This window comes from Rhizobium sp. YTUHZ045, from assembly GCF_051124255.1.
Lineage (GTDB): Bacteria > Pseudomonadota > Alphaproteobacteria > Rhizobiales > Rhizobiaceae > Rhizobium.
In genome coordinates, this window is sequence record NZ_CP101432.1 from 1,569,381 (window position 1) to 1,593,065 (window position 23,685).

30 protein-coding genes, 1 tRNA gene and 1 pseudogene are annotated in these 23,685 nt (G+C 59.2%); 18 read left to right on the forward strand and 14 right to left on the reverse strand.

Translation table 11 applies throughout. The annotated features are described in order from the left end of the window. Positions 1–55: 55 nt before the first annotated feature. Positions 56–202: a DUF1127 domain-containing protein gene (locus tag NMA58_RS07780; RefSeq protein WP_004678838.1), complete on the reverse strand. Its 147-nt coding sequence runs from the start codon at positions 200–202 to the stop codon at positions 56–58. Between the two features lie 151 nt (positions 203–353). Beyond that, positions 354–554, reverse strand: coding sequence for a hypothetical protein (locus tag NMA58_RS07785; RefSeq protein ID WP_434712873.1), 201 nt, complete (start codon positions 552–554; stop codon positions 354–356). A gap of 535 nt (positions 555–1,089) precedes the next feature. On the opposite strand from NMA58_RS07785, the gene NMA58_RS07790 reads away from it, so the two are divergent. From NMA58_RS07790 to NMA58_RS07810, 5 genes are all read left to right on the forward strand, one after another. Beyond that, entirely contained in the window at positions 1,090–2,184 is a 1,095-nt protein-coding gene (locus tag NMA58_RS07790) for a DUF2157 domain-containing protein (RefSeq protein ID WP_434712874.1), read from the forward strand. Then, on the forward strand, positions 2,181–2,771 hold the full coding sequence (locus NMA58_RS07795) for a GDYXXLXY domain-containing protein (RefSeq protein ID WP_434712875.1): 591 nt from the start codon (positions 2,181–2,183) through the stop codon (positions 2,769–2,771). Before NMA58_RS07790 ends, NMA58_RS07795 begins: the two co-directional genes overlap by 4 nt. 153 nt (positions 2,772–2,924) lie before the next feature. Beyond that, positions 2,925–3,009: transfer RNA gene (locus NMA58_RS07800), tRNA-Leu, on the forward strand. A gap of 181 nt (positions 3,010–3,190) precedes the next feature. Then, entirely contained in the window at positions 3,191–4,675 is a 1,485-nt protein-coding gene (gene tig, locus NMA58_RS07805) for a trigger factor (protein ID WP_434712876.1), read from the forward strand. A gap of 226 nt (positions 4,676–4,901) precedes the next feature. Next, positions 4,902–5,324: a nuclear transport factor 2 family protein gene (locus NMA58_RS07810; protein WP_434712877.1), complete on the forward strand. Its 423-nt coding sequence runs from the start codon at positions 4,902–4,904 to the stop codon at positions 5,322–5,324. Between the two features lie 130 nt (positions 5,325–5,454). Here the strand turns inward: NMA58_RS07810 and NMA58_RS07815 are convergent, their stop codons facing one another. From NMA58_RS07815 to map, 9 genes and pseudogenes are all read right to left on the reverse strand, one after another. Then, complete coding sequence (locus NMA58_RS07815) at positions 5,455–7,224, reverse strand: B12-binding domain-containing radical SAM protein (protein WP_434712878.1); 1,770 nt, start codon at positions 7,222–7,224, stop codon at positions 5,455–5,457. Between the two features lie 159 nt (positions 7,225–7,383). Further along, a complete protein-coding gene (locus NMA58_RS07820) occupies positions 7,384–8,187 on the reverse strand; it encodes an endonuclease/exonuclease/phosphatase family protein (RefSeq protein WP_434712879.1) in 804 nt (267 codons plus the stop codon). A gap of 53 nt (positions 8,188–8,240) precedes the next feature. Continuing rightward, positions 8,241–9,647 (reverse strand): Si-specific NAD(P)(+) transhydrogenase, encoded by a 1,407-nt coding sequence (gene sthA / locus NMA58_RS07825; protein WP_085777991.1) that lies wholly within the window; start codon positions 9,645–9,647, stop codon positions 8,241–8,243. A 117-nt stretch (positions 9,648–9,764) separates the two neighbouring features. After that, positions 9,765–9,896: pseudogene (locus tag NMA58_RS07830) on the reverse strand (JAB domain-containing protein); the annotation flags it as partial. A gap of 4 nt (positions 9,897–9,900) precedes the next feature. Beyond that, positions 9,901–11,088 (reverse strand): alpha-hydroxy acid oxidase, encoded by a 1,188-nt coding sequence (locus NMA58_RS07835; RefSeq protein WP_434712880.1) that lies wholly within the window; start codon positions 11,086–11,088, stop codon positions 9,901–9,903. Between the two features lie 252 nt (positions 11,089–11,340). Further along, positions 11,341–12,180 carry a hypothetical protein gene (locus tag NMA58_RS07840; protein ID WP_434712881.1) on the reverse strand — a complete coding sequence of 280 codons (840 nt, stop codon included), beginning with the start codon at positions 12,178–12,180 and terminating at the stop codon, positions 11,341–11,343. Next, positions 12,135–12,701: a hypothetical protein gene (locus NMA58_RS07845; protein ID WP_434712882.1), complete on the reverse strand. Its 567-nt coding sequence runs from the start codon at positions 12,699–12,701 to the stop codon at positions 12,135–12,137. The genes NMA58_RS07840 and NMA58_RS07845 overlap by 46 nt, the downstream gene beginning before the upstream one ends. Positions 12,702–12,765: 64 nt before the next feature. Then, positions 12,766–13,590 (reverse strand): RadC family protein, encoded by an 825-nt coding sequence (gene radC, locus NMA58_RS07850; protein ID WP_434712883.1) that lies wholly within the window; start codon positions 13,588–13,590, stop codon positions 12,766–12,768. A 7-nt stretch (positions 13,591–13,597) separates the two neighbouring features. Continuing rightward, entirely contained in the window at positions 13,598–14,434 is an 837-nt protein-coding gene (map, locus tag NMA58_RS07855) for a type I methionyl aminopeptidase (RefSeq protein WP_085777995.1), read from the reverse strand. 237 nt (positions 14,435–14,671) lie between these two features. Here map and NMA58_RS07860 point away from each other — a divergent pair, with 237 nt between their 5' ends. The 3 genes from NMA58_RS07860 to NMA58_RS07870 all read left to right on the forward strand — a co-directional run bounded on the left by NMA58_RS07860 (position 14,672) and on the right by NMA58_RS07870 (position 15,965). Beyond that, positions 14,672–15,331 carry a TetR/AcrR family transcriptional regulator gene (locus NMA58_RS07860; RefSeq protein ID WP_434712884.1) on the forward strand — a complete coding sequence of 220 codons (660 nt, stop codon included), beginning with the start codon at positions 14,672–14,674 and terminating at the stop codon, positions 15,329–15,331. A 131-nt stretch (positions 15,332–15,462) separates the two neighbouring features. Further along, complete coding sequence (locus NMA58_RS07865) at positions 15,463–15,636, forward strand: hypothetical protein (RefSeq protein ID WP_176536264.1); 174 nt, start codon at positions 15,463–15,465, stop codon at positions 15,634–15,636. After that, a complete protein-coding gene (locus NMA58_RS07870) occupies positions 15,633–15,965 on the forward strand; it encodes a DUF6105 family protein (RefSeq protein WP_285193551.1) in 333 nt (110 codons plus the stop codon). Before NMA58_RS07865 ends, NMA58_RS07870 begins: the two co-directional genes overlap by 4 nt. Here NMA58_RS07870 and ruvX read toward each other — a convergent pair. Continuing rightward, a complete protein-coding gene (gene ruvX / locus NMA58_RS07875) occupies positions 15,902–16,396 on the reverse strand; it encodes a Holliday junction resolvase RuvX (protein WP_434712885.1) in 495 nt (164 codons plus the stop codon). The two genes, NMA58_RS07870 and ruvX, sit on opposite strands and share 64 nt — an antisense overlap. Positions 16,397–16,509: 113 nt before the next feature. Here ruvX and NMA58_RS07880 point away from each other — a divergent pair, with 113 nt between their 5' ends. The 6 genes from NMA58_RS07880 (at position 16,510) to NMA58_RS07905 (ending at position 20,696) form a co-directional block, all read left to right on the forward strand. Beyond that, on the forward strand, positions 16,510–17,214 hold the full coding sequence (locus NMA58_RS07880) for a metal-dependent hydrolase (protein ID WP_434712886.1): 705 nt from the start codon (positions 16,510–16,512) through the stop codon (positions 17,212–17,214). A gap of 69 nt (positions 17,215–17,283) precedes the next feature. Continuing rightward, entirely contained in the window at positions 17,284–17,571 is a 288-nt protein-coding gene (gatC, locus tag NMA58_RS07885; RefSeq protein WP_011425142.1) for an Asp-tRNA(Asn)/Glu-tRNA(Gln) amidotransferase subunit GatC, read from the forward strand. Between the two features lie 59 nt (positions 17,572–17,630). Further along, on the forward strand, positions 17,631–19,112 hold the full coding sequence (gatA, locus tag NMA58_RS07890) for an Asp-tRNA(Asn)/Glu-tRNA(Gln) amidotransferase subunit GatA (RefSeq protein WP_434712887.1): 1,482 nt from the start codon (positions 17,631–17,633) through the stop codon (positions 19,110–19,112). A gap of 20 nt (positions 19,113–19,132) precedes the next feature. After that, positions 19,133–19,597 (forward strand): GNAT family N-acetyltransferase, encoded by a 465-nt coding sequence (locus NMA58_RS07895; RefSeq protein WP_434712888.1) that lies wholly within the window; start codon positions 19,133–19,135, stop codon positions 19,595–19,597. Between the two features lie 26 nt (positions 19,598–19,623). After that, on the forward strand, positions 19,624–19,899 hold the full coding sequence (locus tag NMA58_RS07900) for a hypothetical protein (RefSeq protein ID WP_210628097.1): 276 nt from the start codon (positions 19,624–19,626) through the stop codon (positions 19,897–19,899). 383 nt (positions 19,900–20,282) lie between these two features. After that, positions 20,283–20,696: an Imm70 family immunity protein gene (locus tag NMA58_RS07905; RefSeq protein ID WP_434712890.1), complete on the forward strand. Its 414-nt coding sequence runs from the start codon at positions 20,283–20,285 to the stop codon at positions 20,694–20,696. 229 nt (positions 20,697–20,925) lie between these two features. Here NMA58_RS07905 and NMA58_RS07910 read toward each other — a convergent pair whose 3' ends face one another. After that, positions 20,926–21,090, reverse strand: a complete 165-nt coding sequence (locus NMA58_RS07910; protein ID WP_434712891.1) for a hypothetical protein — start codon at positions 21,088–21,090, stop codon at positions 20,926–20,928. Positions 21,091–21,112: 22 nt separating this feature from the next. On the opposite strand from NMA58_RS07910, the gene NMA58_RS07915 reads away from it, so the two are divergent. After that, a complete protein-coding gene (locus NMA58_RS07915) occupies positions 21,113–21,574 on the forward strand; it encodes a hypothetical protein (protein ID WP_434712893.1) in 462 nt (153 codons plus the stop codon). 289 nt (positions 21,575–21,863) lie between these two features. Beyond that, positions 21,864–22,517, forward strand: a complete 654-nt coding sequence (locus NMA58_RS07920) for a hypothetical protein (protein ID WP_434712895.1) — start codon at positions 21,864–21,866, stop codon at positions 22,515–22,517. A gap of 66 nt (positions 22,518–22,583) precedes the next feature. Here NMA58_RS07920 and NMA58_RS07925 read toward each other — a convergent pair whose 3' ends face one another. Next, positions 22,584–22,838 carry an RHS repeat-associated core domain-containing protein gene (locus NMA58_RS07925; protein ID WP_434712897.1) on the reverse strand — a complete coding sequence of 85 codons (255 nt, stop codon included), beginning with the start codon at positions 22,836–22,838 and terminating at the stop codon, positions 22,584–22,586. A gap of 58 nt (positions 22,839–22,896) precedes the next feature. On the opposite strand from NMA58_RS07925, the gene NMA58_RS07930 reads away from it, so the two are divergent. Beyond that, complete coding sequence (locus NMA58_RS07930) at positions 22,897–23,355, forward strand: hypothetical protein (RefSeq protein ID WP_434712899.1); 459 nt, start codon at positions 22,897–22,899, stop codon at positions 23,353–23,355. Positions 23,356–23,467: 112 nt separating this feature from the next. Beyond that, complete coding sequence (locus NMA58_RS07935) at positions 23,468–23,671, forward strand: hypothetical protein (protein ID WP_434712901.1); 204 nt, start codon at positions 23,468–23,470, stop codon at positions 23,669–23,671. Positions 23,672–23,685 lie beyond the last annotated feature (14 nt).

Consider the following 23,685-nt stretch of genomic DNA (forward strand, 5'->3'; position numbering starts at 1 on the left):
GCGGGCGTTTCAATCATTTGCGATCTGCTTGGGAGGAAGCAGCGATCGCCTTGAATTAGCGAGAAGAAGCTTCGCGAGCGACGCGATGGATGTCCGAACGGTCAATGCCGAGGTCATGCAATTCGCGGTTGGTCATGCGACCGAGTTCGGTGACGGTCTGACGATACTTGCGCCAGTTGTTGAATGAGCGAGTGATGTTCATGTTAAGCCCCTTTCCTAGGGTTTGATCTGCCAGCGGCCACCGATCGGCGCTGACCTCTATTTGATGGCCGGAATATATGTTGCGTCGCGAAGAACGAAAACAGCCAAGTTTTCAAGTCACCCATGCGAGCTGTGCAATGCTTTATATAATCTTACCGCATTCTGGTCAACGAATAGGCAAAATAATCGCTGGAGAATTCCGCCTTTTTCTCCCGCTCACTCGCCTTGCGATGAAACAAAGCCGCCCCGCTGACGATCAGTCCGTTGGCGTTTCGCGCTGAATCGACTGGCTGTTCATTCGTCTCAATGCCAATGGCAAAGCGATGGATCGCGATGGGGTCCCGCAGCTTCACGCGACGGGGACTTCGACATCTCGCTTTGGTGGCAGTGCCGCAGCTCGGATGCCGTTAAGTGCTTGAATTGTCTAAGATACAGTCGTCAAAAAGAACGCCCGCCGGGGGAGGATCCGGCGGGCGCATTATATTGACTGGCAACTGGGAGGAGGAGTGTTGCCAGTCTATCACAGCGCGCTTGGGAGGAGGAGTGCGCGGCTGCGAATCTCATCACGAACAAAGCGTCCGTGGGCATCCGGAAAACCGGGCCGGGGCGCCATCCCCGTGCTTCGATAGAGCGGTAAATAGTATGACTAATTGGTATTTTGCAGTGCAATAAATACATAAGGGGTATGCGTAATCCGCATGTCTGTCTTTCATATGCTCATATTAGCAGTTGCGACGTTAGCGCCCGGTTAACATCTGACCCAAATTAGACCACTGAGGAATTTGCATATTTGTCGCCGCGACGGGCGTTTGCGAAGCGGCTTGCTGCGGCTATAACGATGGAAGCCGTAGCGCCGGAGCGAGCGACACGGAAATGAGGGGTGGAGGTATGTATCGCGGCAGATTGGAGCGGGATCTCTCGCTCTGGGTGGGCAAGGGTCTGATTGGACAGGAAACGGCGGCCAAGCTTCTCACCGAATATGACAGCCGTCCGGCAAGTTTCAGCCTGGGTCGAGTGCTGATGGCGCTGGCGGCGGTGCTGCTTGCTGCTGCCGTCCTGCTGGTCGTCGCGTCCAACTGGGAGGCCATTCCGCGGCTCGTCCGGGTCGGCGCAATTCTCGCGCTGATCTGGGCTGTGCACATTGCCGCCGCCTCCATGTTTGCCCGAGGTGCGACAGCGGCAGCAAGTGGGCTGCTGGTCATCGGCGCGGTGAGCTTCGGTGGCGCGATTTCGCTGGTCGGGCAGATGTATCATCTCTCCGGCGACGAGCAGACCGTGATGTATCTCTGGTTCGCGATTGCGACGATCTCGGCGATCCTGTTCCGCTCGGGCGCGGTCGTCGTCGTCGCGGGCTTTCTCTCGTGGGCGTCCTTCGCCATCTATCTCGAGAACAACGACACGCATTGGATCGGGTTTGATCCCTGGATGGCGCCGGTCATGGCGGTGATCACAGTCGCACTGGTGCGTTACACCGGTGCCGAGCGCGCCCGTCATCTCGCCTATCTGCTGTTGATCGGCTGGCTCGCCTGGCTCTATACTCTTTATGAGGAGATCGCGGTGGCGCTCGCCTTCGTGATCGGCGGCATGGCGGTGTTCGCGCTGACAGCCTTGCCGCACCCCCGTATCTCTTCCCTCGTCAGGAGTGCCGGCGCAGCGCCGGCTTTCTACAGCTTCCTCATCGCCGTCATTGGCTTGCTGCTGCTGCATATCGAGATCGAGCAAGGCTGGCGGCTGGTGGTGCTCGGGGTGGCGACGCTCGCCGCTGCCGTGCTGGCGATCGCTCTGCAGGGCAGGGATAACGGCGCGGTGCGCTATCTCGCCTATACGACCTTTGCCGCGGAGATGCTCTATCTCGCCTCCGTCACCGTCGGCTCGATCCTCGGCACGTCGAGCCTCTTCCTGTTCTCAGGTCTTGTGGTGGCGCTCGTCGCCTGGATCGTCATCCGTCTCGAGCGGCGCTTTTCGCGGGAGGCACGCGTATGAGCTCGTTGATGGCTAGGCTGCGATCCGGCAAGGGATATTTCGTTTCGGCGATCATCGTCGCCGGCTTGCAGACCGTGATCCTCGGCACGATCATCCAGAGCCGTGCATCGATCCTCAGCAGCGGCGCTGAGGTCCTGCTGAAAACCGCCCCGGTCGACCCACGGGATTTCCTGCGCGGCGATTATGTCGTGTTGAATTATGACATTTCTACCGTGCCGGTGCAGACGGTCTCCGGCGGCATTCCCGCCGAACCCGGCGAACGCACGCTATGGGTCCGGTTGAAGAAGCAGGCCGACGGTTTCTGGGCGGTGACCGAATCGTCCTTCCAGGCACTGCCGCCGCAGCCGGAGACGGTGATCCTGCGCAGCAAGACTTTCTATAGCGGCGGGCTGGCTGCGGGCGGCAGCATCCGGGTCGAATACGGCATCGAGCGCTATTACGTTCCGGAAGGTCAGGGCAAACTGATCGAGGAGGCCCGCAACGATGGCAACGTCGCCATAGCGGTGAGGGTCGCGCCGGATGGAAGCGCGCAGATTCGCAGCCTGCTCGTCGACGGCAAGCCGGTTTACGACGAACCGCTTTACTGATCTCCGGAGCCTTCGGGACAGGGCGGCTTTTGGGCCTTGAATAGCCTGTCATTGGACGTTCATTTTTCCTTTGCCTCGACCAAATCGGGTGATATAGAGACGCCGCGCTCCGGAAGGCCTCATGCGCAGGCATAGGCATGCGGTTCTGTGAACGCGGGTATGGTGAAATTGGTAGACACGCCAGATTTAGGTTCTGGTGCCGCAAGGCGTGGGAGTTCAAGTCTCTCTACCCGCACCAGGCTGTTTGCAGGGGCGACTAAGAAGTTAGTTATCCCCGATACCCGGAAGCGAGTGCCGTTCCCCCTTGGGTGGAATGATGCAGGAATTGGGAAAAGCCACGCGCGGCACGCTGCCGGCGTCGTGCTCATAGAAACGAACGGCGTCTGGGCACGGCCGCCACGACATGAAGGTAGGAAGACATGCAGGTTATCGAAACGCTCGCTGAAGGGCTGAAGCGCGAAATCAAGGTCGTTATCCCGGCCAAGGACATGGAAGACAAGATGAATGAGCGTCTTGCCGATGTGAAGGACAAGATCCGCATCAACGGCTTCCGTCCGGGCAAGGTCCCCGCTGCTCACCTGAAGAAGGTCTACGGCAAGTCGATCATGGCCGATCTCGTCAACGAGATTGTCCGCGAGCAGCCCGCCGCCATCCTGTCCAGCCGCGGCGAAAAGTCGGCCACCCAGCCGGAAATCGCCATGACCGAGGACAAGGACGAGGCTGACAAGATCCTCACCGCCCAGCAGGATTTCGAATTCACGCTCTCCTACGAAGTGCTGCCGCCGATCGAGCTGAAGTCCGTCAAGGGCATCAAGGTAACGCGCGAAGTCATCGACATCTCGGATGAGGAAGTCAATGAACAGGTCCTGAAGGTCGCCGAAAGCGCCCGCTCCTACGAGAGCAAGACCGGCAAGGCCGCAAACGGCGACCGCATCACCATGGATTATGTGGGCAAGGTTGACGGCGAAGCCTTCGAAGGCGGCACCGATCAGGGCGCCGAACTGGTGATCGGCTCCGGCCGCTTCATTCCGGGCTTCGAAGACCAGCTCGTCGGCGTCAAGGCTGGCGAAGAGAAGACCATCACCGTGACCTTCCCGGCCGACTATCCGGCCAAGAATCTTGCCGGCAAGGAAGCGACCTTCGACATCACGGTCAAGGATGTCGCAGCTCCGGGCGCTGTCGAAATCAACGACGAGCTCGCCTCCAAGCTCGGCATCGAATCTGCCGATCGCCTGAAGGAGATCGTCCGTGGCCAGATCGAATCGCAGTACGGCTCGCTGACCCGCCAGAAGCTGAAGCGCCAGATCCTCGATCAGCTCGACGAGATGTACAAGTTCGAGACCCCGGCTTCGCTCGTCGACGCCGAGTACAACGGCATCTGGAGCCAGGTGAACAACGACCTTGCCCAGTCGGGCAAGACCTTCGAGGACGAAGACACGACCGAAGAGAAGGCGCGTGAGGAATACAAGACGCTTGCCGAGCGTCGCGTCCGCCTCGGCCTCGTTCTCTCCGAGATCGGCGAAAAGGCCGGCGTCGAAGTCACCGAAGACGAGATGCAGCGCGCGATCTACGATCAGCTGCGCCAATATCCCGGTCAGGAAAAGCAGATCCTCGAATTCTTCCGCAGCCAGCCGGGCGCCGCCGCTTCGATCCGCGCCCCGATCTTCGAAGAGAAGGTCATCGATCACCTGCTGACCGAAATCGACGTCACCGACAAGAAGGTGACGAAGGAAGAACTGCTCGCCGAGGAAGAAGGCGAGACGAAGGCCGAGACCAAGAAGGCCGCGCCGAAGAAGAAGGCTGCCGCCAAGGCCGAAGCTGCCGACGCCGGTGAAGGCGAAGAAGCCGCGCCGAAGAAGAAGGCTGCACCGAAGAAGAAGGCGGCTGACGAAAGCGCCGAATAATCGCTTTTCAGTTCTGAAACTTGGAAAGGCCCCGCCAACGTGCGGGGCTTTTTCTTTTCGGGTCATCCGGACGGGGTACTCGACGCCCTCTCCGTCATGGTGTTATCTTTGCTGGCAACAACAAATAGTTGAGCAAGCTGCAAGCCGGCGCAGATTTTACTGGCGCATGTTGCCCGGGATCAACATGCATAAAAACCAAGAGCGTTGGGTAATGGAGGACCTGAAAATGACCGCAAAGAATGACATGAAGACGCTGGTAGAGGAAATCTATTCTGTGCGTGGTCGTGGCGACATCGAGGGTACGCTTGCGCTGTTCGGCGAGGGTTGTACCTTCCGCATGGTCGGCAATGCACGGCTGGCGCCTTTGACGATCGAATCGAGTGGGCATGACTTTCGCCAAACGATAACGCAGCTTATCACGGCATGGGACCTATCCAAGGTCAGGACGACCGGCATCTATGTGGATGAGGACGAGCAGATGGTCTTTGCCCATCGTGAAGGCGAGGTCAGACACATCCCATCGGGCGTAACCTTCTCAACGGAATTCGTCGACAAGATCCATTTCCAGGATGGCAAACCCGTCAACATCGTCGAATTCGTCGACACGCTACAAGTGGCCGAGACGAGCCGGATGATCCAAATCGCATAGAGCGTGGCGCGTCTCTGGGAGGTCGCGACGCGCTTTAGCCGAATCAAAGTCGGAGCCTCCAAGCTTCGCCTTGATGTCGCCTGTGATCTCCCGCCGGCGGGGAGTCGGCCGCTATTGCAAGAATTTCCGCTCAATGCCCCGTCAGTTGCGCGACTTTCCTGACATGGCTGACGGCTGCGGCGCCGCCTGATGTCTGGGTGAAGAGGTGGAGCGTTTCTTCTTCGTCGTCGGCGACGGGCGTCAGAGCCTGATCCATATAGGTCTTCGACTTGGCATCCCGTGAAATCAGGAAGGCCGAAATCGTCAGGCCAATGATCGTGCCGGCGAGCGAAGCATGTTTGCGGAGGGTTTCCCACGCAAAGCGCGGCCAAAAGACGAGCGGATGTTCGCGCGGGAGTTCCGGACGCCGCTCCGACGGCGTCTTCAGGCGCAAGAGGCCGCTCTGCAACGGATGCACGTTTTCCAGCGGCACCGTGGTTGCAAAGGAGACGAGAACCTTGACGAGCCTTGCCAGCGGCACTCCGGTCGCAACGGCGCGGCGCAGCAGCGTCTTCATATGATGGGGCGAATAATAGAGCGACCAAGCCTCATGGTAGATGTCTTCCCATTCCTGCTTGCTCATCTTGGGATGGGAAGTGCAGACATGCTCGACATCGTAGATGTTGAGATCATCATTCATCTCGACACCCTTCTTCCAGAGAACTTGGTGGTCCTCGGAGCCGGGAAGCGGCGTCAGGATGAAGAACTCGATGACATCGAGCGGCAGCTCTTCCTGGATGATGGCGATGTCGCGGCGGATCGATTCCGGCGTGTCGGCGGGGAAGCCCAGGATATAGCCGGCGAGCGTCATGATGCCCTGCGCCTTCCAGGCGAGCAGCATCTTGCGATATTCGGTGATCTTGTTCTGGTTCTTCTTGGCGGCGGTCAGATTATCCGGATTGACGTTTTCGAGACCGATGAAGACGCGCGTAACGCCGGCGCGCTTGGATTTTTCAATGAAATTGGGGATCTTGTGGCAGAGCGTATCGACCTGGATCATCAGGCCGAGCGGAATGCCATCCCGCTCCTTGAGGTCGATCAGCCGGTCGAAGATCGCTTCCCAATCCTTGTTTCGGGCGAAATTATCGTCGGTGATGAAGAACTTGTGGATGCCCTGCGCCCAGTTCATCCGCACGAGCTTTTCGACGTCGTCGGCCGAGCGGAAACGCGATTTTCGACCCTGCACGTTGATGATGGTGCAGAACGAGCACTGGTAGGGACAGCCGCGTCCGGCATCGAAGCTGGTGCTGAGGCCGAGCGTGCGCTGGATGTTGTCCTTCGGCAGGAAAGGAACCGGCGTGCCGCCGATGCCGGGAAGGTCGTTCATGAAATTATAAAGCGGCTTCAACTCGCCGGCGGCGGCATCGCGCAGCACCATGTCGAGCCGCCCCTCTGCTTCGCCGGCAAACATCGAGATGCCCATATCGCGGCAGGCATCGAGCCCAACCGCTGTGCCGTCGAGCATCGACAGGCAGCCGGACACATGAAAGCCACCCATTGAGACGGGCAGGCCGGCATTGCGGAAGGGGCGGGCAATGTCGAGGGCGCGCGGATATTGATTGGACTGGACGCCGACCAGCGCCACCATGCCGAAATTGCCGTGGCGCTTGAACTGGGCGAGCAGCCCGGCAAAATCGATCCGTGTATTGGTTTCATCGATCACCGTAATGTCGATCGCGGTATCCGACCCGAGCACCTTGCGCTCGGCGCATTCGGCAGCGATGCCGTAGAGGGCCGCGAGCGAATTGGAAGGGATCATCGCCCGCCACCAGCGGATGACGTAGCCGTCATCGTCATAATGCGACGGCTTGATCAAGATGAGCTGAAAACGTCTGCGCGCGGTTTCCGAAGCATGGGGCAAGAGTATCTATCTTTCTCTAGAAACGTCTGCCCGGAGGCAAAAGGGAGTTGAAGGCACAAGTCAGGCACGGCGTATCGATGCGATTGAGCAGGGTTCAAACTAGGGCGTAAAAACAGGAAACTGCGCGCAGAAGTTTCGCACAGCGCATCCCTCAATATACTACGCGATATCGAGCAGCAATGCGCGGTGGTCGGAGACCTCGGGTGCCTCGACCACCTCGAACCTGGCAACCTCCACGTCAGGCGTAACCAGCATGTAGTCCGCGAAGCGGCCCTGCTTCAGATAGTAGGAGGTTCGCGTGTCGACAAGGCCGTTTCCGGTGACGAGATCGGAAAGGCCCGACCGGGCAAGGATGCGAAAGGTCGCACTGTCGGGCAGCACATTGAAGTCACCGCAGACCACGAGCCCTTCGTCGCCGGGCCAGATCCGCCCGATGAGGTCGGCCAATGCCAGCGCCTGCTGTTCGCGCTGCGCCGTATCGCCCTTGCCGGCTGGATCGCGCAGGCCATGCATATGGGCGATGGTCACCGCGCGGCCGTGCGCATGGCTGAAGAGGCGAATGCAATGGGCGTTGCGCGGTCTGGGATGTTCACCCCAGCCATCGGCGGAAAAACTGCCATGCACGAAGTCCAGCGACTGGGCGATGATGGAATGTGATTTGCGGACGAAGGTCGCCAACCCGAATTCCGCGACGATGGCGGCGTCGCCGTTGAAAAGTTCACCTCGCGATGTCGGGCAGAAGAAGGCGTCGTGGGCGGGCAGGGCGGCGCTGATTTCCTGAAACAGATTGACACGTTGCGGCAGTTCCAGCCCCGCATCCCGGTATATCGACCATCCGCTATCCGCATTCGGCGCCCGCAGCACCTCCTGAAGGCACAGCACATCAGGGTCAGCCTGCTTGACATAGGCGATCAGGGCCTCGTGCAGTCGGCCGCCCCATGCATTCAGTGAAATGATGCGCAAGCTCTCGGCTCCATCTTAGCTGGCGGAATCAGATGGGCGCTGCCGTCGGGCCTTCAGAGTTCCGACTTGATGTCACCCATCCGGTTCCAGGCGTCGAGGCCGGCGATCTTGTAGGCTTCGGCGAGCGTCGGATAGTTGAAGGTGTTTTCGACGAAATATTCAACCGTGCCTTTCAGATTGAGCACCGCCTGACCGATGTGCACCAGCTCGGTGGCGCCCTCGCCGACGATATGCACGCCGAGCAGTCGGCGGGTCTTCAGCGAGAAGATCAGCTTCAGAAGCCCGGTATCGAGGCCCATGATATGGCCGCGCGAGGTTTCGCGGAAGCGGGCAATGCCGCATTCATAGGCGATGCCGCGCTCCTTCATTTCCTCTTCGGTCAGGCCGCAGGTCGAGATCTCCGGCACCGCATAGATGCCGTAGGGGAAATATTTCTGCGGCTCCTTGGCGACCGCGCCGATTGCCACACGCGCGGCGATGCGGCCTTGTTCCATCGAGGTCGAGGCAAGGCTCGGAAAGCCGACGACGTCGCCGGCGGCGTAGACGTTGGCAACCGATGTCTGGAAGGTCTCGGGATTGACCTTCAGGCGGCCACGGCTGTCAGCCTCCAGTCCGATGGCCGGAAGGTTCAGCGCGTCGGTCGCTCCCATGCGTCCGGCGGCAAAGAGCACCATGTCGGTCACAAGATGACGGCCGTTGTCGAGCATCAGCTGAACCTTGCCGCTATCCAGCCGTTCGACCTTCTCGGCCTTCGTGCCCAGCAGCAGCTTCATATTGCGGTCACGCAGCTGATAGGTGAAATCCTCGACGATTTCCTTGTCGATGAAGTCGAGCATCGTCGACTTCGGATCGATCACCGTCACGGCAGTATCAAGGGCCGAGAAGATCGTCGCATATTCGATGCCAATAACGCCGGCGCCGATGACAACCATGGTGCGCGGCAGCTCTTCGATATCAAGCAGCTCGTCGCTGTCGAGCACTGTCTTGCCATCAAATGGCATGTAGTCCGGTCGGAAAGGCTTCGTGCCAACGGCCAGCAGAATGCTGGCGCCGCTCACCGTCAGCGCTTCGCCGTCATCCTTGATGACCTGCAAGGTGGTGGAATCGATGAAACTCGCTTTGCCGCGCATGTGGTGGACACGGTTGCGGGCGAACTGATGCTCGAGCACTTCCACTTCATGGTTGAGGGTAATCAGCAGTCGGCGACGCAGATCTTCCGCACTGATCTCCTGCTTGACGCGGTAGGATCGGCCGTAGAAGCCGCGTTCGCGCCAGCCGGAGAGATTGAGCGCGGTCTCGCGCAGCGTCTTCGAAGGGATGGTGCCGGTATGGACGGACACGCCGCCGACGCGCTTGCCCTGTTCGATGACAAGCACTTTCTTGCCGAGTTTCGCAGCCTGGATCGCGCCGCGGCGCCCTGCGGGACCGCTACCCACCACAACGAGATCGTACTGAAACATCCTCTAGCCTCGGATTGGAAATGGAATCATTTGCGACAAAAATGTCGCTCTTCTATCGGTAGCCGGTCAATGTTACAGATTGTTTTACGGCTGCCGTTTCAGCCGGACCTGTGCTTTTCAGATCAGCTTCAGCCCTTTCAAGCTCACATGGCCGTCCTTGCCGATGATGATGTGGTCGTCGACAGTGATATCAAGTGTCTTCGCCGCGTCGATGATCACCTTCGTCATATCGATGTCAGCGCGCGACGGTTGTTCATACGCGAGTGATGTAGTCCGTGGAAATATCGCTCACCCCGGTGACCCCGAGCAGCGCCATGTTGCTATACAGTTCCGTCTTCAGGATATCCGCCGCCCTGAGCACGCCCGGTAGCCCCGCGACGGCTGCAGCATAAAGGAACGGCCTGCCCACGAACACGAAACAGGCGCCAAGCGCGAGGGCCTTTATGATATCCGTTCCACGCCGGATGCCGCCGTCGATCATGACGGCAATGCTGTCTCCGACACGTGCAGCAACCTCCGGGAGGACCTGAAGGGGAGATGCGGTGCCGTCGAGCTGGCGGCCGCCGTGATTGGAGACGATCACGCCATCCGCTCCGGTATCTGCAGCCCGTGCCGCGTCTTCAGGATGCATGATCCCCTTGACCACGAGTTTGCCGGACCACCGCTTGCGTATACGCTCCAAGTGGCTCCAGTTGAGGTGGTCACGCTTGCCGAAATCGCGCGTGACGTTGGAGGAGATGATCGGCGCGCCTCTTGTGGCGTAGGAATTTTCAAAATGCGGAATGCCGTGCCGGACGATCGTGCGCAGGAACGTGCCGGTTGTCCAGCGGGGATGCGAGATGCCCTGCCATGCCAAGCGGAGCCCGGGACGCAAAGGTGTCGAAAAGCCCGCCCTTACATTATTTTCTCGATTGGGCAGCGTGGCGGTATCCACGGTCAGCAGAAGGGTGGTGAGGCCGGCCGCGGCGACCCGATCGATGAGAGCGTCGATGCGGTCGGGTTCGCCGGGGAGATAGGCCTGAAACCATGCTTGTGGCGAAACCGCCGCGATCTCTTCCAGGGGGATGAGTGACGAACCGCTTATAATCATCGGGATTCCCGATTGGTCCGCTCCTTGCGCGAGCACAATGTCCCCCCGGTAGGCCATCAGCGCGCTGATCCCCATCGGCGCAATGCCGAACGGTGCGGCATAGGTTTTGCCGAAGAGGCTCGTCTCAGTGCCGCGCCCCGAGACGTCCCGAAGCACACGAGGCCGAAAGGCATAGGCCTTGAAGGCCTCTGCGTTATGCCGCAGCGACGCATTGGTCTCGGTCGCGCCGGCGATATAACCGAACAGAGGCTTCGGCAGATGCCGCCGTGCCCTCATTTCAAAGTCATCGAGGCAGAGCGCATCGCGGCAGAGCCGGGTCGATCGATCAGTGTTACCGCTGGAGATCGTCATGAAGCTTTATCTTCTCGGCATTTGCGGGCGGGTATTATTCAGAGTGGCGGCGCAGGATTGCATAGAATCCGCGCCGGCGACCGCTGTCAACTGAAGCTTTCCGCAGTCTTCGCTTGCCTCAGATGCTTGCCTGCGACCTCCGGGTCGAACGGCAGAATGAGCGTCAGCAGCTGCCGCCGGGAAGAAGCAGCGCCGCTGATCGGACCGCCGGTCCAGCGCGCTCGGCCGCGACCTTTCCGTGCAGGAATGTCGCTAATTATCCGTCAATAGAGTAAACCGCCGTCTGTCGCTCCGCTCGCGCGCCAACTGCCCCGCCGCTGCGCAGAGATCGGGCGCATAGAGCTGGCAAGTTTTTCGCTTTTCGATTCCCCTATCAATCAGATCCAGAAGTCGTGCAGGTGCGATGTCGGGCGGCGCGGCAATGCGACCGGTGACGACGTGTTTTTCCATTTTCTCATGATCGGCGTGATCGATGTCGGGGTTGCGCCAGCAATTTGCGCACATGATCCTAAGGTTTTCGGTGTGTGAATAGATAATGGCGTCCTCGTCCAATTCCCCGCTTAGATCGATCAGTTGCCCTGCTGTCTCTTGCGTGCCCGCGAAAGCAAAAAACTGGTAGTTCCGGCGCACAAGCGTTGCCAGATGCGGGAAGACCGGGACCTCTTGTTCACCGTAGGTATGATACGTAATCGGAGCGCCGTCCATGAGGACGACATCGCCATAGTCGACGCCGAGACTGCCGAACAGTACGCTGCGAATAATGCCATGACATGGACTTAGACGCTCGATCCATACGGTCTCCTCCTCCCCTGGATCATCCGAGTCCGCCGTCCGCTCAGCAAGAGGCCGCTGGGCAAGTCTCACCTTGCAGGCCGCATACCCGCCTTCCGGTAACCCGAACCGCCCAAGCTCGATCTTCTGACCCATCCGCTTCCACACGTCCAAAGCGGTCTCGGCGTCCCCTGCGCCCGTGGCGCAGATTCCAAGGTTCCACTCGGTGCTGTCGATAACCTCCCGCTGCAAGCTTGCAGCAGCCAGGCCCGCCGCTACGCCTTCTGCGAATCTGCCCCGCGTCTTGTAGAAAAGACCCAAATTGTATTGATGCGCGCTGTTCCGTGATCGATTTCCGTCAGTTTCCGGAGACTGTTCTCGGCGATTGCATCCATCTGGCGTGCCATCATTCGCGCCGACGTGGCGAGCCCGCGCAGTATCTGCTCCTGTTCAGGCCGCCCGTCATGAAGCTTGGCTAAGCGGTCCAGCGTCGCGACCATCGACTGAAATATCGGGTGTTCCGGCGGTGGCGCGTTCAGATCATCGATGTCGCGGACGGATTCCAGGCATAGTCCGATCGCCGAAAGGATATCGATATTGTCTTCGTGGGCATCTGCGATCTCGGAAAGAACGTCTGTTGCGTCTTCTCTTGTGAGGCTTTGTTGGTCAACTATCCATAACAATGCCATCGCGGCCTCAGTCTGGTGACGCTGGGCTTTTCGAAATGGTTGGATCTTCTGCCATGCCGCCGACGTGCGGCCCGCCTGTCCTTCTGCAACGACGTCACGCGCTATCGCGTCGATCTCATCGGAAGTGAGAACAGCATTGGGACCATTCGACATCTCGTCTCCGTGGAGGGCTTCGGGGTGGGCGATAGTTACGTGGTCGCGTCTCAAGGCGGCGGGATCACATCAACTTCAGCCCCTTCAGGCTGACATGGCCGTCCTTGCCGATGATGATGTGGTCGTGGACGGTGATGTCGAGCGCTTTGGCTGCCTCGACGATCACCTTCGTCATGTCAATATCGGCGCGCGAGGGCGTCGGATCGCCGGAGGGGTGGTTGTGCACGAGGATGATCGCCGTCGCCGAAAGCTCAAGCGCGCGTTTGACCACCTCGCGCGGATAGACCGGCGTATGGTCGACCGTGCCGCGGCCCTGCACCTCATCAGCGATCAGCACGTTGCGCTTGTCGAGGAAGAGAATGCGGAATTGTTCGCGTGTCTCATGCGCCATGGCGGCATGGCAGTACTGGATGACCGAGGACCAGGAGGAGAGAACCTGCTTGCTTCTGATCTCGCTCTTCAGGGTCCGGTGAGCGACGGTGGCGATCAGTTTCAGGTCGAGGGCGACATTCTCGCCGACGCCCTTCACCTCCGTCAGTAGCGCCGCCGGCGCGCCAAAGACGCCGGAAAGCGAGCCGAATCGTTCGATGAGCGCCTTGGCGATCGGCTTGGTGTCGCGTCGCGGGATCAGCCGGAAAAGCAAGAGTTCAAGGATTTCGTAATCGGCAAGCGCCGTATCGCCCAGTTCGCGGAAGCGGTCACGCAGCCGCTCGCGATGACCGTGATAATGTTCCGGCGCGGAAAGCGAGGCGGGTAGGGCGGTCCGGGCGTTCGGCGCGGCTGGTTTTCGCAGCCGGCCGCCGAAGAACGAGCGTTCGTCGACAACAGGCTCTTCAGTCTCGAAAGGCAGCTTGTCGTCGGAAGATGTCGCAACAGGCCGCTTCGCCATCGGATCGTCACCTGGCAAGCGGCGGCAGTCCGGGCCGGTCGAGGCCACCCGGTGACAACGTAAAGATTTCGCAGCCCTCGGCGGTGACGCCGACCGTGTGTTCATACTGCGCCGAAAGCGAGCGGTCGCGGGTCACGGCCGTCCAGCCGTCGGCAAGCACCTTCACATGCGGCCGGCCGAGATTGATCATCGGCTCGATGGTGAAGATCATGCCTTCGCGCAGCTCCGGTCCTTCATTGGCGCGGCCATAATGCAGGATATTCGGCGAATCGTGGAACAGCCGGCCGACGCCGTGGCCGCAGAAATCACGCACCACCGAACAGCGCTCGGCCTCTGCATAGGTCTGGATCGCCTCGCCGATCGCGCCGGTGCGGGCGCCGGGCCTGACGGCTGATATGCCGCGCATCAGAGATTCATAGGTCACCTCGAGCAGCCGCTCGGCTGCCCGCTTGATCGTGCCGACCGGATACATCCGGCTCGAATCGCCATGCCAGCCGTCGAGCACGAAGGTAACGTCGATATTCACGATATCGCCTTCGCGCAGCGGCTTGTCGTTTGGAATGCCGTGGCAGACGACGTGATTGATCGATGTGCAGGTGGATTTGGTGTAGCCGCGATAATTCAGCGTCGCGGGAAAGGCGCCGTGATCCATACCGAAATCGAATACGAATCGGTCGATCTCGTCGGTAAGCAGGCCGGGCCTGACGATATCGGCGAGTGCATCGAGGCAGCGCGCGGTCAGCTGGCACGCCCTGCGCATGCCTTCGAATGCCTGCGCATCGTAAAGCCGGATGGCGCCCGTATTCTTCGGCGGCGCGGAGGAGGCTTCGATATAATTCACCATTGCAGGGCCTTAGCGGAGATTGTTAGATTTGTTCATAATGCAGCTATGCCGGGTTCGTCCATCGCGATCAACCGTCGGGACGAGATTTCTGGAAGGTTTCGATCCGCTTTCCGCAGCCATTCGGCGCCGAATTCTGAGTGCCGGAGGAAATATCCACAATCTTCCCAAGGGGATAGGATTGATCGAATAAGGTCTCCCCGCTACTCACCGATTGGTGACAGTGGGGAAGGGTCGGTCGTGCTGAATGAAGCTGAAAATCTTGATAACTCACCCGGGATCGGCACGGAGCCGGAACGGCGCGTGCGCGATCGCGGCGCCACCGAGCGCGCCATCCTTGCCGCCGGCAAGGGCCTGCTGGCGGAGGAGGGCTTCCAGAATTTCGGCATCAATGCGGTCGCCCGCCGCGCCGGCTGCGACAAGCAGCTGATCTACCGCTACTATGGCGGACTTGACGGTCTGGTCGAGGCGATCGGCGCGGATCTCGGCACGTGGGTGAGGGATCGCATTCCGGAAGATGCCGGCGGCATGTTCATGCTCACCTATGGCGATCTGATGGAGCGGCTGGCGCTTCTCCTGCTCGACGCCTTGAGAAATGATCCGCTGATGCGCCGCATCCTCGCCTGGGAAGTATCGGAAAATACCGAGCAGGTGAGGCGGCTGTCCGAGGCCCGTTCGAAGGCTCTCGCCCTTTGGCTAGATCGCATGCGCGGTTCGCTGGCGCCGCCGAAGGGCGTGGATGCGGCAGCCGTCAATGCCGTCGTGATCGCGGCGATTCAGTACCTCGTGCTTTCCGGCGCAGCCGGCGGCCAGTGTGCAGGCCTGTCGCTGAAGACGTCGAAGGACTGGGAGAAGGCCGCGACGGCTCTGAAGCGTCTCGTGCGCGGCGTCTACGGCTGACCCCCTTCATCCACAGGGGAGGCGGCGCGGCGTTAACCTTAACGAATGGTTTACGTTGCGTGGGGCTGGTTAACCGGACAGTGTGGCGGGGAGCAGAGATGATACGAGTGAGAACCTGCGAGTTGACGCCCATGGGAAGCAAGATCGCGAAAGCCGCAATTCTGGTGACGGCAATGATGTTCTTCGCAATCCTGGCGCTCGATATCGCAATTCCCACGCTGGTGCTTTGCATCATGGCGTTGTCGACCTGGCTGGTTTCCCTCGATCTGCCCATCGCCCGCAAGCAGGGAGGAGAAGCCGCATGAAGTGGTTTCTAGTCTTCTGGGCCGGTCCTATCGTCTTTCTGGGCGCATGGTACTGGCTCTCCTATTACGACATGAATTTTGGCATCTTCATGCTGACACGGCAGGTCCATGACCTGACTTTCGCGATTTATGGCGAAGCCCTCGGCATTCCGCCGGAAACCATTCCGCCGCTCGTTGCTCGCGCCATTGCGGTGGACAGTCTCGTCGTCTTCGCCATCCTGGGATTCAGAAAGCGGAAGTTGATCGCCGCCTGGTGGAAGGCGCGTCAGGCGCTGGATTCGTCTCCCGCAGACCTTGCGAGCGAGGACAGCCTGTCGAGGGCCCCCTGAAGGATGAAGCTTGCCGCGGCCGAATCGATCCGTTCGGCCCGCTTGGCGCGTGAGACGTCCATTTCGATGAGCGTCCGTTCGGCCGCGACCGTCGAAAGCCGTTCGTCCCAATAGACGAAGGGCAGCACCGTTTTCTGCTCCATGTTACGCACGAAGGCGCGCGTCGCCTGCACGCGCGGCCCCGCCGATCCGTCCATATTCATCGGCAGGCCGATGATAAAGCCGGCAACCTTTTCCGCCGCCGCGAAGTCCAGCAGCACCTGCGCATCGACCGTTAACTTGACGCGGCGGATCACCGGACGTGGCGTGGCGAAACGCCGGCCGAGATCGGACATCGAAAGGCCGATCGTTTTGGTGCCGAGGTCGAGACCGGCGATCGCCTGCCCGGGAGCAAGGATTTCAGCCATTTCCTCGATCGTCAGCACCGTCATTGCCGTTTCATCCCGTCAAAAGAAATTGAAGCCGCCGCCGCTTTCCTTTGCCGGGGCATGAGATATGTCCTTACCATCGAAATCAGATTTTGCATCACGTAAGGAGAGATTTCATGAAGATCACCTGGCTCGGCCATTCCGCCTTCCGCATCGAGACATCAAAGGCGAAGATCCTGCTCGATCCGTTCCTCAGCCATAACCGCTCCTTTTCCGGCCAGGACATCAAGGATGTGTCCGCAGGCATCACCCATATCCTGCTGACCCATGGCCATGGCGACCATGTCGGCGACACCGTGGCGCTCGCCAAGGAAACGGGCGCCGTCGTGCTCGCCAATGCCGATCTTGCCGCCTGGCTCGGCTCCAAGGGCGTCGACAGGATCGAGATGGGCAATACCGGCGGCACGGTCACATTCGGCGGATTCTCCGCGACCTTCACCAATGCGCTGCATTCCTCGGCCCAGATCACCGAGGACGGCGTCTCGCATGCGCTCGGCAACGCCAATGGTCTGATGCTGCACTTCGACGACGAAGCCTCGATCCTCGCCATGGGCGACACCGACATCTTCTCCGACATGGCGCTGATCAACGAACTGCACCAGCCCGATATAGGCTTCGTGCCGATCGGCGACCGCTTCACCATGGGCGGCGCGGTGGCGGCCCTCGCCTGCCAGCGCTATTTCAGCTTCAAGACCGCGATCCCCTGCCATTACGGCACCTTCCCGATCATCGACCAGACGGCCGATAAATTCGTTGCCGGCATGGAGGGATCGAAGACTGAGGCGAGGGCGCTTAAGCCTGCCGAGAGCCTGTCGATCTGACGAAACCCCGTTGCACCGGGCGGACATGGCCTTTATAGCGGGTGGGAAAAATCCTATCCGGAGAATGCCATGTCCGTCGATCTTGCCACCGTGAAGCGCGTCGCCAAACTTGCCCGTATTGCCGTCTCCGAAGATGAGGCAAATCGCATGGTCGGCGAGTTGAACGGCATCCTCGGCTTCGTCGAGCAGCTCTCCGAAGTCAATGTCGATGGCGTCGAGGCGATGACGTCGGTGACGCCGATGGCGATGAAAAAGCGGGCCGACGAGGTGACCGACGGCAACAAGGCCGCCGATATCGTCGCCAATGCGCCGGTCACCGACCATAATTTTTTCCTGGTGCCGAAAGTCGTCGAATAAGGCGTCGAAAGCCTCTTTCCGACCCTGTTGCCATTTTCAAGACCTGAAGCGAAAACACGATGAGCGAACTCACCAGCCTGACCATTGCCGAAGCCCGCGAGAAGCTGCGCGCCAAGGAAATCACCGCGCTCGAACTGACCGAAGCCTATATCGCGGCAATCGACGCGGCCAACGACCGGCTGAACGCCTATGTCAAGGTGACGCCGGATCTCGCCCGCGTCATGGCCAGGAAGTCCGACGAGCGGATTGCCGCCGGCACGGCGGGCGAGCTCGAAGGCATTCCGCTCGGCATCAAGGATCTGTTTGCAACCGTTGGCGTCCACACCCAGGCCTGCAGCCATATCCTCGATCGTTTCGAGCCGCGTTATGAATCGACCGTCACGCAGAACCTCTGGGACGATGGCGCCGTCATGCTCGGCAAGCTGAACATGGACGAGTTCGCCATGGGCTCGTCCAACGAGACGTCCTATTACGGCCCGGTGATCAATCCCTGGCGTGCGTCGGGCTCCAACCAGCAACTCGTTCCCGGCGGCTCCTCCGGCGGCTCGGCCGCTGCAGTTGCCGCCCATCTTTGCGCCGGCGCCACCGCGACCGATACCGGCGGCTCGATCCGCCAGCCGGCCGCCTTCACCGGCACCGTCGGCATCAAGCCGACCTATGGCCGCTGCTCGCGCTGGGGCACCGTCGCCTTTGCCTCCTCGCTCGACCAGGCAGGCCCGATCGCCCGCGATGTGCGCGATGCCGCTATCCTGCTGAAGTCGATGGCAAGCGTCGACGCCAAGGACACCACGTCTGTCGATCTGCCGGTGCCCGATTATGAGGCCGTCCTCGGCCAGTCGCTGAAGGGCATGAAGATCGGCATTCCGAATGAATACCGTGTCGACGGCATGCCTGAGGAGATTGAGACCCTCTGGCGCCAGGGCATCGCCTGGCTGAAGCATGCCGGCGCCGAAATCGTCGATATCTCCCTGCCCCACACCAAATACGCGCTTCCGGCCTATTACATCGTCGCGCCTGCCGAGGCGTCCTCGAACCTCGCGCGATACGATGGCGTGCGCTACGGCCTGCGCGTCGACGGCAAGGATATTGTCGATATGTACGAGAAGACGCGCGCCGCCGGCTTCGGCCAGGAAGTCAAGCGCCGCATCATGATCGGCACCTACGTGCTGTCGGCCGGCTACTACGACGCCTATTACATCCGCGCCCAGAAGGTCCGCACGCTGATCAAGCGCGATTTCGAACTGGCGTTCGATGCCGGCGTCGACGCCATCCTCACCCCGGCAACGCCGTCCTCCGCCTTCGGCGTCGCCGACGAAAACCTCGCGGCCGATCCGGTGAAGATGTACCTGAACGACATCTTCACGGTGACGGTCAACATGGCGGGCCTGCCCGGCATCGCCGTGCCTGCCGGCCTCGACCATAAGGGCCTGCCGCTCGGCCTGCAGCTCATCGGCAAGGCCTTCGACGAGGAGACCCTCTTCAAGACCGCCTACGTTATCGAGCAGGCCGCCGGCAAATTTACGCCGGCCAAGTGGTGGTAACGGGTCTCGCGATCCGAAAGATGACGTCCGCCGACCGCGAAACGGTCGGCGCCGTCGGCTTCGCCGCATGGGCCGCAGCCGACGCCTTCGACGAGAGTTATCGCGACCCCGCTGTGATTGCTAAAATCAGGCAAGAGTTCACTGTTTTTCCGCGAGAGACAAAAGGTGAGATCTTCGTTGCCGAACTCGACGCGGAGATCGTCGGCTGGGGCGCTCGTGAAGGCGAACCCAACTATATCTCCGATCTCTGGGTGCATCCCCATCATCAGGGCAAGGGGGTGGGCGAGGCTCTGCTGTGGTATCTGTGCGAGCTGATGACGGCCGAAGGACTGACGACCGCCCGGATCGACACCCATGCCAGGAACCTGGGCGCGATCCGGCTTTACAAACGCTGCGGTTTCACAATCATCTGGCACGGTATCGAATTCTCCAGGAGCATGGGCGTCCCGCTCGAAAAGGTGCATCTGGAGAAGCAGCTAGGCTGAGCAACAGCCGAAACCGGGAGGGCTTCATGGCAGGCAATGATCTTATGCGCCTGATCGATGCAATCGATCGCCTTGCTGCCGGCGGCTTCGCCATGGGCGCTGATTGGCAGGCGGTTCACGATATCTGTCAGCGCCACGAAGGCGAACAGCCGTTCGACTGGGGCCACGCCCTCTGCCATCGCATCGAGGGCGACGACTGGAATGCCGACTACTGGTATCGCCGCGCCGGCAAGACCCGCGGCACGGGCACGATCGCCGACGAGTGGGCGGCGATGCGGGCGGAATTGTCTGCAAAGGCTTGAGGTTTGCCCCGACCGTGCCGGTTTAAGGCGCGATCAGGTTTGGTCCAGCTGCGACCTGACTGCCCCGGCCGCAATGGCCTCCTTGTCTGCCGCATCAACGGATGCGAACGATTGCCAAAATAGAAAAAGCTAGTGATGCCGAAGCAAACAAGACACCAAACGCCTCGTAGCACGAGAGCCGACGCTGAGAAGTTCAACAGGCTATATCTCGTGAAAAACGTGAGTACCCTTCGCGCAACATATCAAATTCGGATGCTCGCTTTCCGTGCCGCATCCGACGGTCTTAAACTCGTCATTAAGGTACCCAAGGCCTGCAAGTTTCACCCGTCGCTTCTAGACCTCATTGGCAAGATGGCGAATGTGATTCTACGGGAGGATTACTAGTGGGCTTGTATCTGTGCATCTTTGACGGCGAAGATGAGGTGGATGGGGTCGAAGTCGGCTCATATGCCGATTTCGGCACATTTCGTACCGCGGTTGCAACGCATGTAGAAGGCGGTGTTGAGGGATCGCGATGCCCGATATTGATGCTGCATTCCGATTGTGACGGGCAGTGGTCTCCCGAAGAGGCAGTCGCGTTGCGAGCTGAGCTCGCTGAGATCATCCGTAAGTTTGCGGAGCTCCCACCTGAACCTCTTGGGAGTGATTGGAAGTTTAAAGTTGCCAAAATGTTCGGACTTCGACCGGCCAACCTCGATGACTGCTTCTTTGATGTGGACGGCGAGCCTCTCTTGGATCGCCTTATCGGCTTGGCGCGGCTCAGCGTTGAGCGAAATTTGCCGATTTTGTTTCAGTAAAAAAGAAAGCAACATGCAGGCGGAGCATCGGAATGCTCCGCTCGAGTGGGACGAATAGCGGTCGGTCGTCTTGCGGTTGACTGACCTTGCCCCGTCGAAATAATCCATTTTGAAGCTGAGCCCCGACCGCGCCGGTTTCAGACGCGACCATGGTTGGTTGCCGGACCTATCTATTGTCCAGCTGCGACCTGACAGCCCCCTGGCCGCGATGGGCTCCTTGTCTCCCGCGTCAAAGGATGCGCTGCAGCCGACAGTCTTCGATTGGCCAAGGCTGTTGTGCAAATTCTTTTGAGAAGTACGGTTTGGCCAGAAATGCTGGATTGATGAACGTGATCAACAGCATCTCAACTGCATATGCTGGAGCAAAGCAACGTGGGCCGATCTGTTGAAACAAGTTGGCTATCCGGGGTACTAAAATGGCGATGCTGAAAATCGGCGATATTATCGAGATCAACACCGCGAAAGGACTAGCTTATGCGCATTACGCGCACAAGCATAAGCAATATGGTGCGTTGCTTCGGGTGTTTAGGAAATTTTTTGATACACGGCCGGACAGTTTTGCCGATTTAGTAAACAGCCCGCCATTGTTTATGTGTTTCTTTCCGCTAAGCGCAGCGGTTGATCGAGGTATTGTGTCAATTGTTGGCAATGTGCCGCTGCCATCTGACGCCACGAAATTCCCGACGTTCCGTGCCGGTGTTGTAGACCCGGCTACGCGGAAGGTGGGCGTGTGGTGGCTGTGGGATGGTGAAAAGGAATGGCGGATCGGGCAGTTATCTGCTGAACAGCATCAGCTGTCGATTCGTGGGGTGTGGAACGATACGTTGTTGGTCGAGCGAATTGAATCTGGTTGGACGCCGGAAATAGATTCGGCGTGACATAGAGCTTTCATCCGGGGCGCGACTCTTTCGGAAACATTGTCGGTTTCGAGGTGAAAACATCAGTGTCTGATATGGTGAAGCTTGATCGTAGCTAAGGTTCTGAAAAATATTTCTGTAATGCAATTTGGTGGCGCTTCGAAATTCGGCCCAGTTAACAGTGTTGCTTACAAAACCATGTGTGATGGCTGTGCTCCAGTCGATGCGCCAAGCGCCGTTCTTCGTCCTTTCTTATCTGAGAGCAAGATACTGTTCGACGAGATTGTGAAGTGATGGGAGCGGCGCCTAAATGTTTCTAGAAGAAATCACATCTGCGCTAGATGAAAAAATGGCGCAGATAGGCTTCATTAAAGTATCAAAATTCTTATACTGCCGTAGCAATGATGGCGAGACGGAGAGTTTTGTCGAATGGAATTTATTTGGGCGACCCGTCAACAATCTGGCATGTGATTTTGGACTGCGGAACATTGCCGCGTTTAGTTTTGCAGAAAAGTGCTTGAAACACTACGGCGGGAGAAACAGTAGGGTGGAAGGCCGATTTAATGAGCGGTGCCAATTGGGGCAATACTACTCATGGGGAGAACGGTCATCGCTGCGGTTGAGTGACCATGGCGGGAATTTGGAGTTAGTGCTTGAGAAGGCTCAAGCCGACATTCACCGCTTCGACCGAGAGCTGGGAGGGTTTTTGATCTCGAAGGACAAACTTTGCGATCTTCTGATAAGTGATTACAAATGGATGCCGTGGGACTGGTGCAATGGCGCGGCAAGGGCTGCGGAATATGCCTATCTCGCTTCAAGCATCGGCGGCACAAGCCCAGGTGTAATACGTGCTGCTCTTAGGCCGTACGAGAATGTAAACATAAGATCCGGCCTAGATCGCTCTGTTGAAGTTCGCGAGTATTTGGATAACGTGTTCCGGGATCTAGGCGCGATATCAACGTGATTAATGGTATCGCGAAGTCTAATCGTGAATATACTTGAGCCCAGCGCATCCCCATTGGGATCAGACTTATTGCCGGGATCGTTTTCGGAGTAGCTGTATCGGTCGTCCCGACGCTCTCCTTAGTATCGGATCCCAATCATCCGGGGAGATTAACCGGCCGAAGGCTGGATCGTAGTATCTGGCATTGAGATACATCAGGCCGGTTTTGGGATCGAAGCGTTCGCCGATATAGCTCTTCTTGGTCCGGAAGCTGGTGTTGGTGGCTTCGCCATAGGCGGCGTAGCCGGTCTGTTCGATACGGTAGCCGCTTTCGTTGGTCACCTGCCGCACCGAGGCGTAATAATCCGAGCGTGAGACGTGCTTTGACGAGATTGAGCGAATGACAGCAAGGTTGGGACGTGTGAATGAGGTGGTTTACCTGGTTCACGTTTTCGAAGGGAAATGGAATATGCACAATCCTCAAGCGATCTATCTGGAACTAAGTTCTGGAATATCCTTCACCCTTCGTTGCGGAGCCGATGGAGAATCATTGCAAATCGCTCACGGCAAGGTCGCTATGGCTGAGAGAGACATGGGCGAATTTGGCCAGGAAAGGCTAGTTAACGCAACAAGAAGGGGTGGTTGGGAAAATATCTCCGGCCAAGACATTGATTTCCTAGGGGTGATCAAAGGTCAATATGCTATCGAAGGTATCGTGTTTCAGAGCTCCCAATCTGAGCTGTTTGTTATGAATAGGGGGGACGAGCTTGTGATCTATAATCAAGCGCCCCAAAATATTCTCAGTGAAGAAGGTTTGACAGTATCTCCGTTGGATGGAGCGAGTAGCTCGCCGGATTAGGTTCAGGACAGGGTGAATCTAATCAATTGCGGGCAGCGAGGAAGGAGTCTTAAGTCGGACTTGTAGTATTTCGCGGCTTACCGCCTTCGGCCGGCTTTTTGCCAACGGCAACATGGTCTCGGATGGTGCCCGCACGCTGACCTGGGACGGCGCCAACCGGCTGGCGAGCGTCACCCAGAACGGCGCCACGGTGAGCTTCGCCTATGGACCGGACGGCGCCCGGGTGAAGAAGAGCTGGGGCTTCGGCACGACGCTCTATCCGGACGCCAATGTCGAGATTGACCGCTCGACGCCGGGCACCGTGACCTGCCACTGAATTTTCTCCGGCGC

What these genes read in the sequence shown, in the direction of transcription:
- NMA58_RS07780 (WP_004678838.1), bottom strand. Translation starts at nt 202, where the DNA reads ATGAACATCACTCGCTCATTCAACAACTGGCGCAAGTATCGTCAGACC.
- NMA58_RS07790 (WP_434712874.1), top strand. Translation starts at nt 1,090, where the DNA reads ATGTATCGCGGCAGATTGGAGCGGGATCTCTCGCTCTGGGTGGGCAAG.
- NMA58_RS07795 (WP_434712875.1), top strand. Translation starts at nt 2,181, where the DNA reads ATGAGCTCGTTGATGGCTAGGCTGCGATCCGGCAAGGGATATTTCGTT.
- tig (WP_434712876.1), top strand. Translation starts at nt 3,191, where the DNA reads ATGCAGGTTATCGAAACGCTCGCTGAAGGGCTGAAGCGCGAAATCAAG.
- NMA58_RS07810 (WP_434712877.1), top strand. Translation starts at nt 4,902, where the DNA reads ATGACCGCAAAGAATGACATGAAGACGCTGGTAGAGGAAATCTATTCT.
- sthA (WP_085777991.1), bottom strand. Translation starts at nt 9,647, where the DNA reads ATGTTTCAGTACGATCTCGTTGTGGTGGGTAGCGGTCCCGCAGGGCGC.
- NMA58_RS07835 (WP_434712880.1), bottom strand. Translation starts at nt 11,088, where the DNA reads ATGACGATCTCCAGCGGTAACACTGATCGATCGACCCGGCTCTGCCGC.
- NMA58_RS07845 (WP_434712882.1), bottom strand. Translation starts at nt 12,701, where the DNA reads ATGTCGAATGGTCCCAATGCTGTTCTCACTTCCGATGAGATCGACGCG.
- radC (WP_434712883.1), bottom strand. Translation starts at nt 13,590, where the DNA reads ATGGCGAAGCGGCCTGTTGCGACATCTTCCGACGACAAGCTGCCTTTC.
- map (WP_085777995.1), bottom strand. Translation starts at nt 14,434, where the DNA reads ATGGTGAATTATATCGAAGCCTCCTCCGCGCCGCCGAAGAATACGGGC.
- NMA58_RS07865 (WP_176536264.1), top strand. Translation starts at nt 15,463, where the DNA reads ATGGGAAGCAAGATCGCGAAAGCCGCAATTCTGGTGACGGCAATGATG.
- NMA58_RS07870 (WP_285193551.1), top strand. Translation starts at nt 15,633, where the DNA reads ATGAAGTGGTTTCTAGTCTTCTGGGCCGGTCCTATCGTCTTTCTGGGC.
- ruvX (WP_434712885.1), bottom strand. Translation starts at nt 16,396, where the DNA reads ATGACGGTGCTGACGATCGAGGAAATGGCTGAAATCCTTGCTCCCGGG.
- NMA58_RS07880 (WP_434712886.1), top strand. Translation starts at nt 16,510, where the DNA reads ATGAAGATCACCTGGCTCGGCCATTCCGCCTTCCGCATCGAGACATCA.
- gatC (WP_011425142.1), top strand. Translation starts at nt 17,284, where the DNA reads ATGTCCGTCGATCTTGCCACCGTGAAGCGCGTCGCCAAACTTGCCCGT.
- gatA (WP_434712887.1), top strand. Translation starts at nt 17,631, where the DNA reads ATGAGCGAACTCACCAGCCTGACCATTGCCGAAGCCCGCGAGAAGCTG.
- NMA58_RS07895 (WP_434712888.1), top strand. Translation starts at nt 19,133, where the DNA reads ATGACGTCCGCCGACCGCGAAACGGTCGGCGCCGTCGGCTTCGCCGCA.
- NMA58_RS07900 (WP_210628097.1), top strand. Translation starts at nt 19,624, where the DNA reads ATGGCAGGCAATGATCTTATGCGCCTGATCGATGCAATCGATCGCCTT.
- NMA58_RS07915 (WP_434712893.1), top strand. Translation starts at nt 21,113, where the DNA reads ATGGCGATGCTGAAAATCGGCGATATTATCGAGATCAACACCGCGAAA.
- NMA58_RS07920 (WP_434712895.1), top strand. Translation starts at nt 21,864, where the DNA reads ATGTTTCTAGAAGAAATCACATCTGCGCTAGATGAAAAAATGGCGCAG.
- NMA58_RS07930 (WP_434712899.1), top strand. Translation starts at nt 22,897, where the DNA reads ATGACAGCAAGGTTGGGACGTGTGAATGAGGTGGTTTACCTGGTTCAC.
- NMA58_RS07935 (WP_434712901.1), top strand. Translation starts at nt 23,468, where the DNA reads ATGGTCTCGGATGGTGCCCGCACGCTGACCTGGGACGGCGCCAACCGG.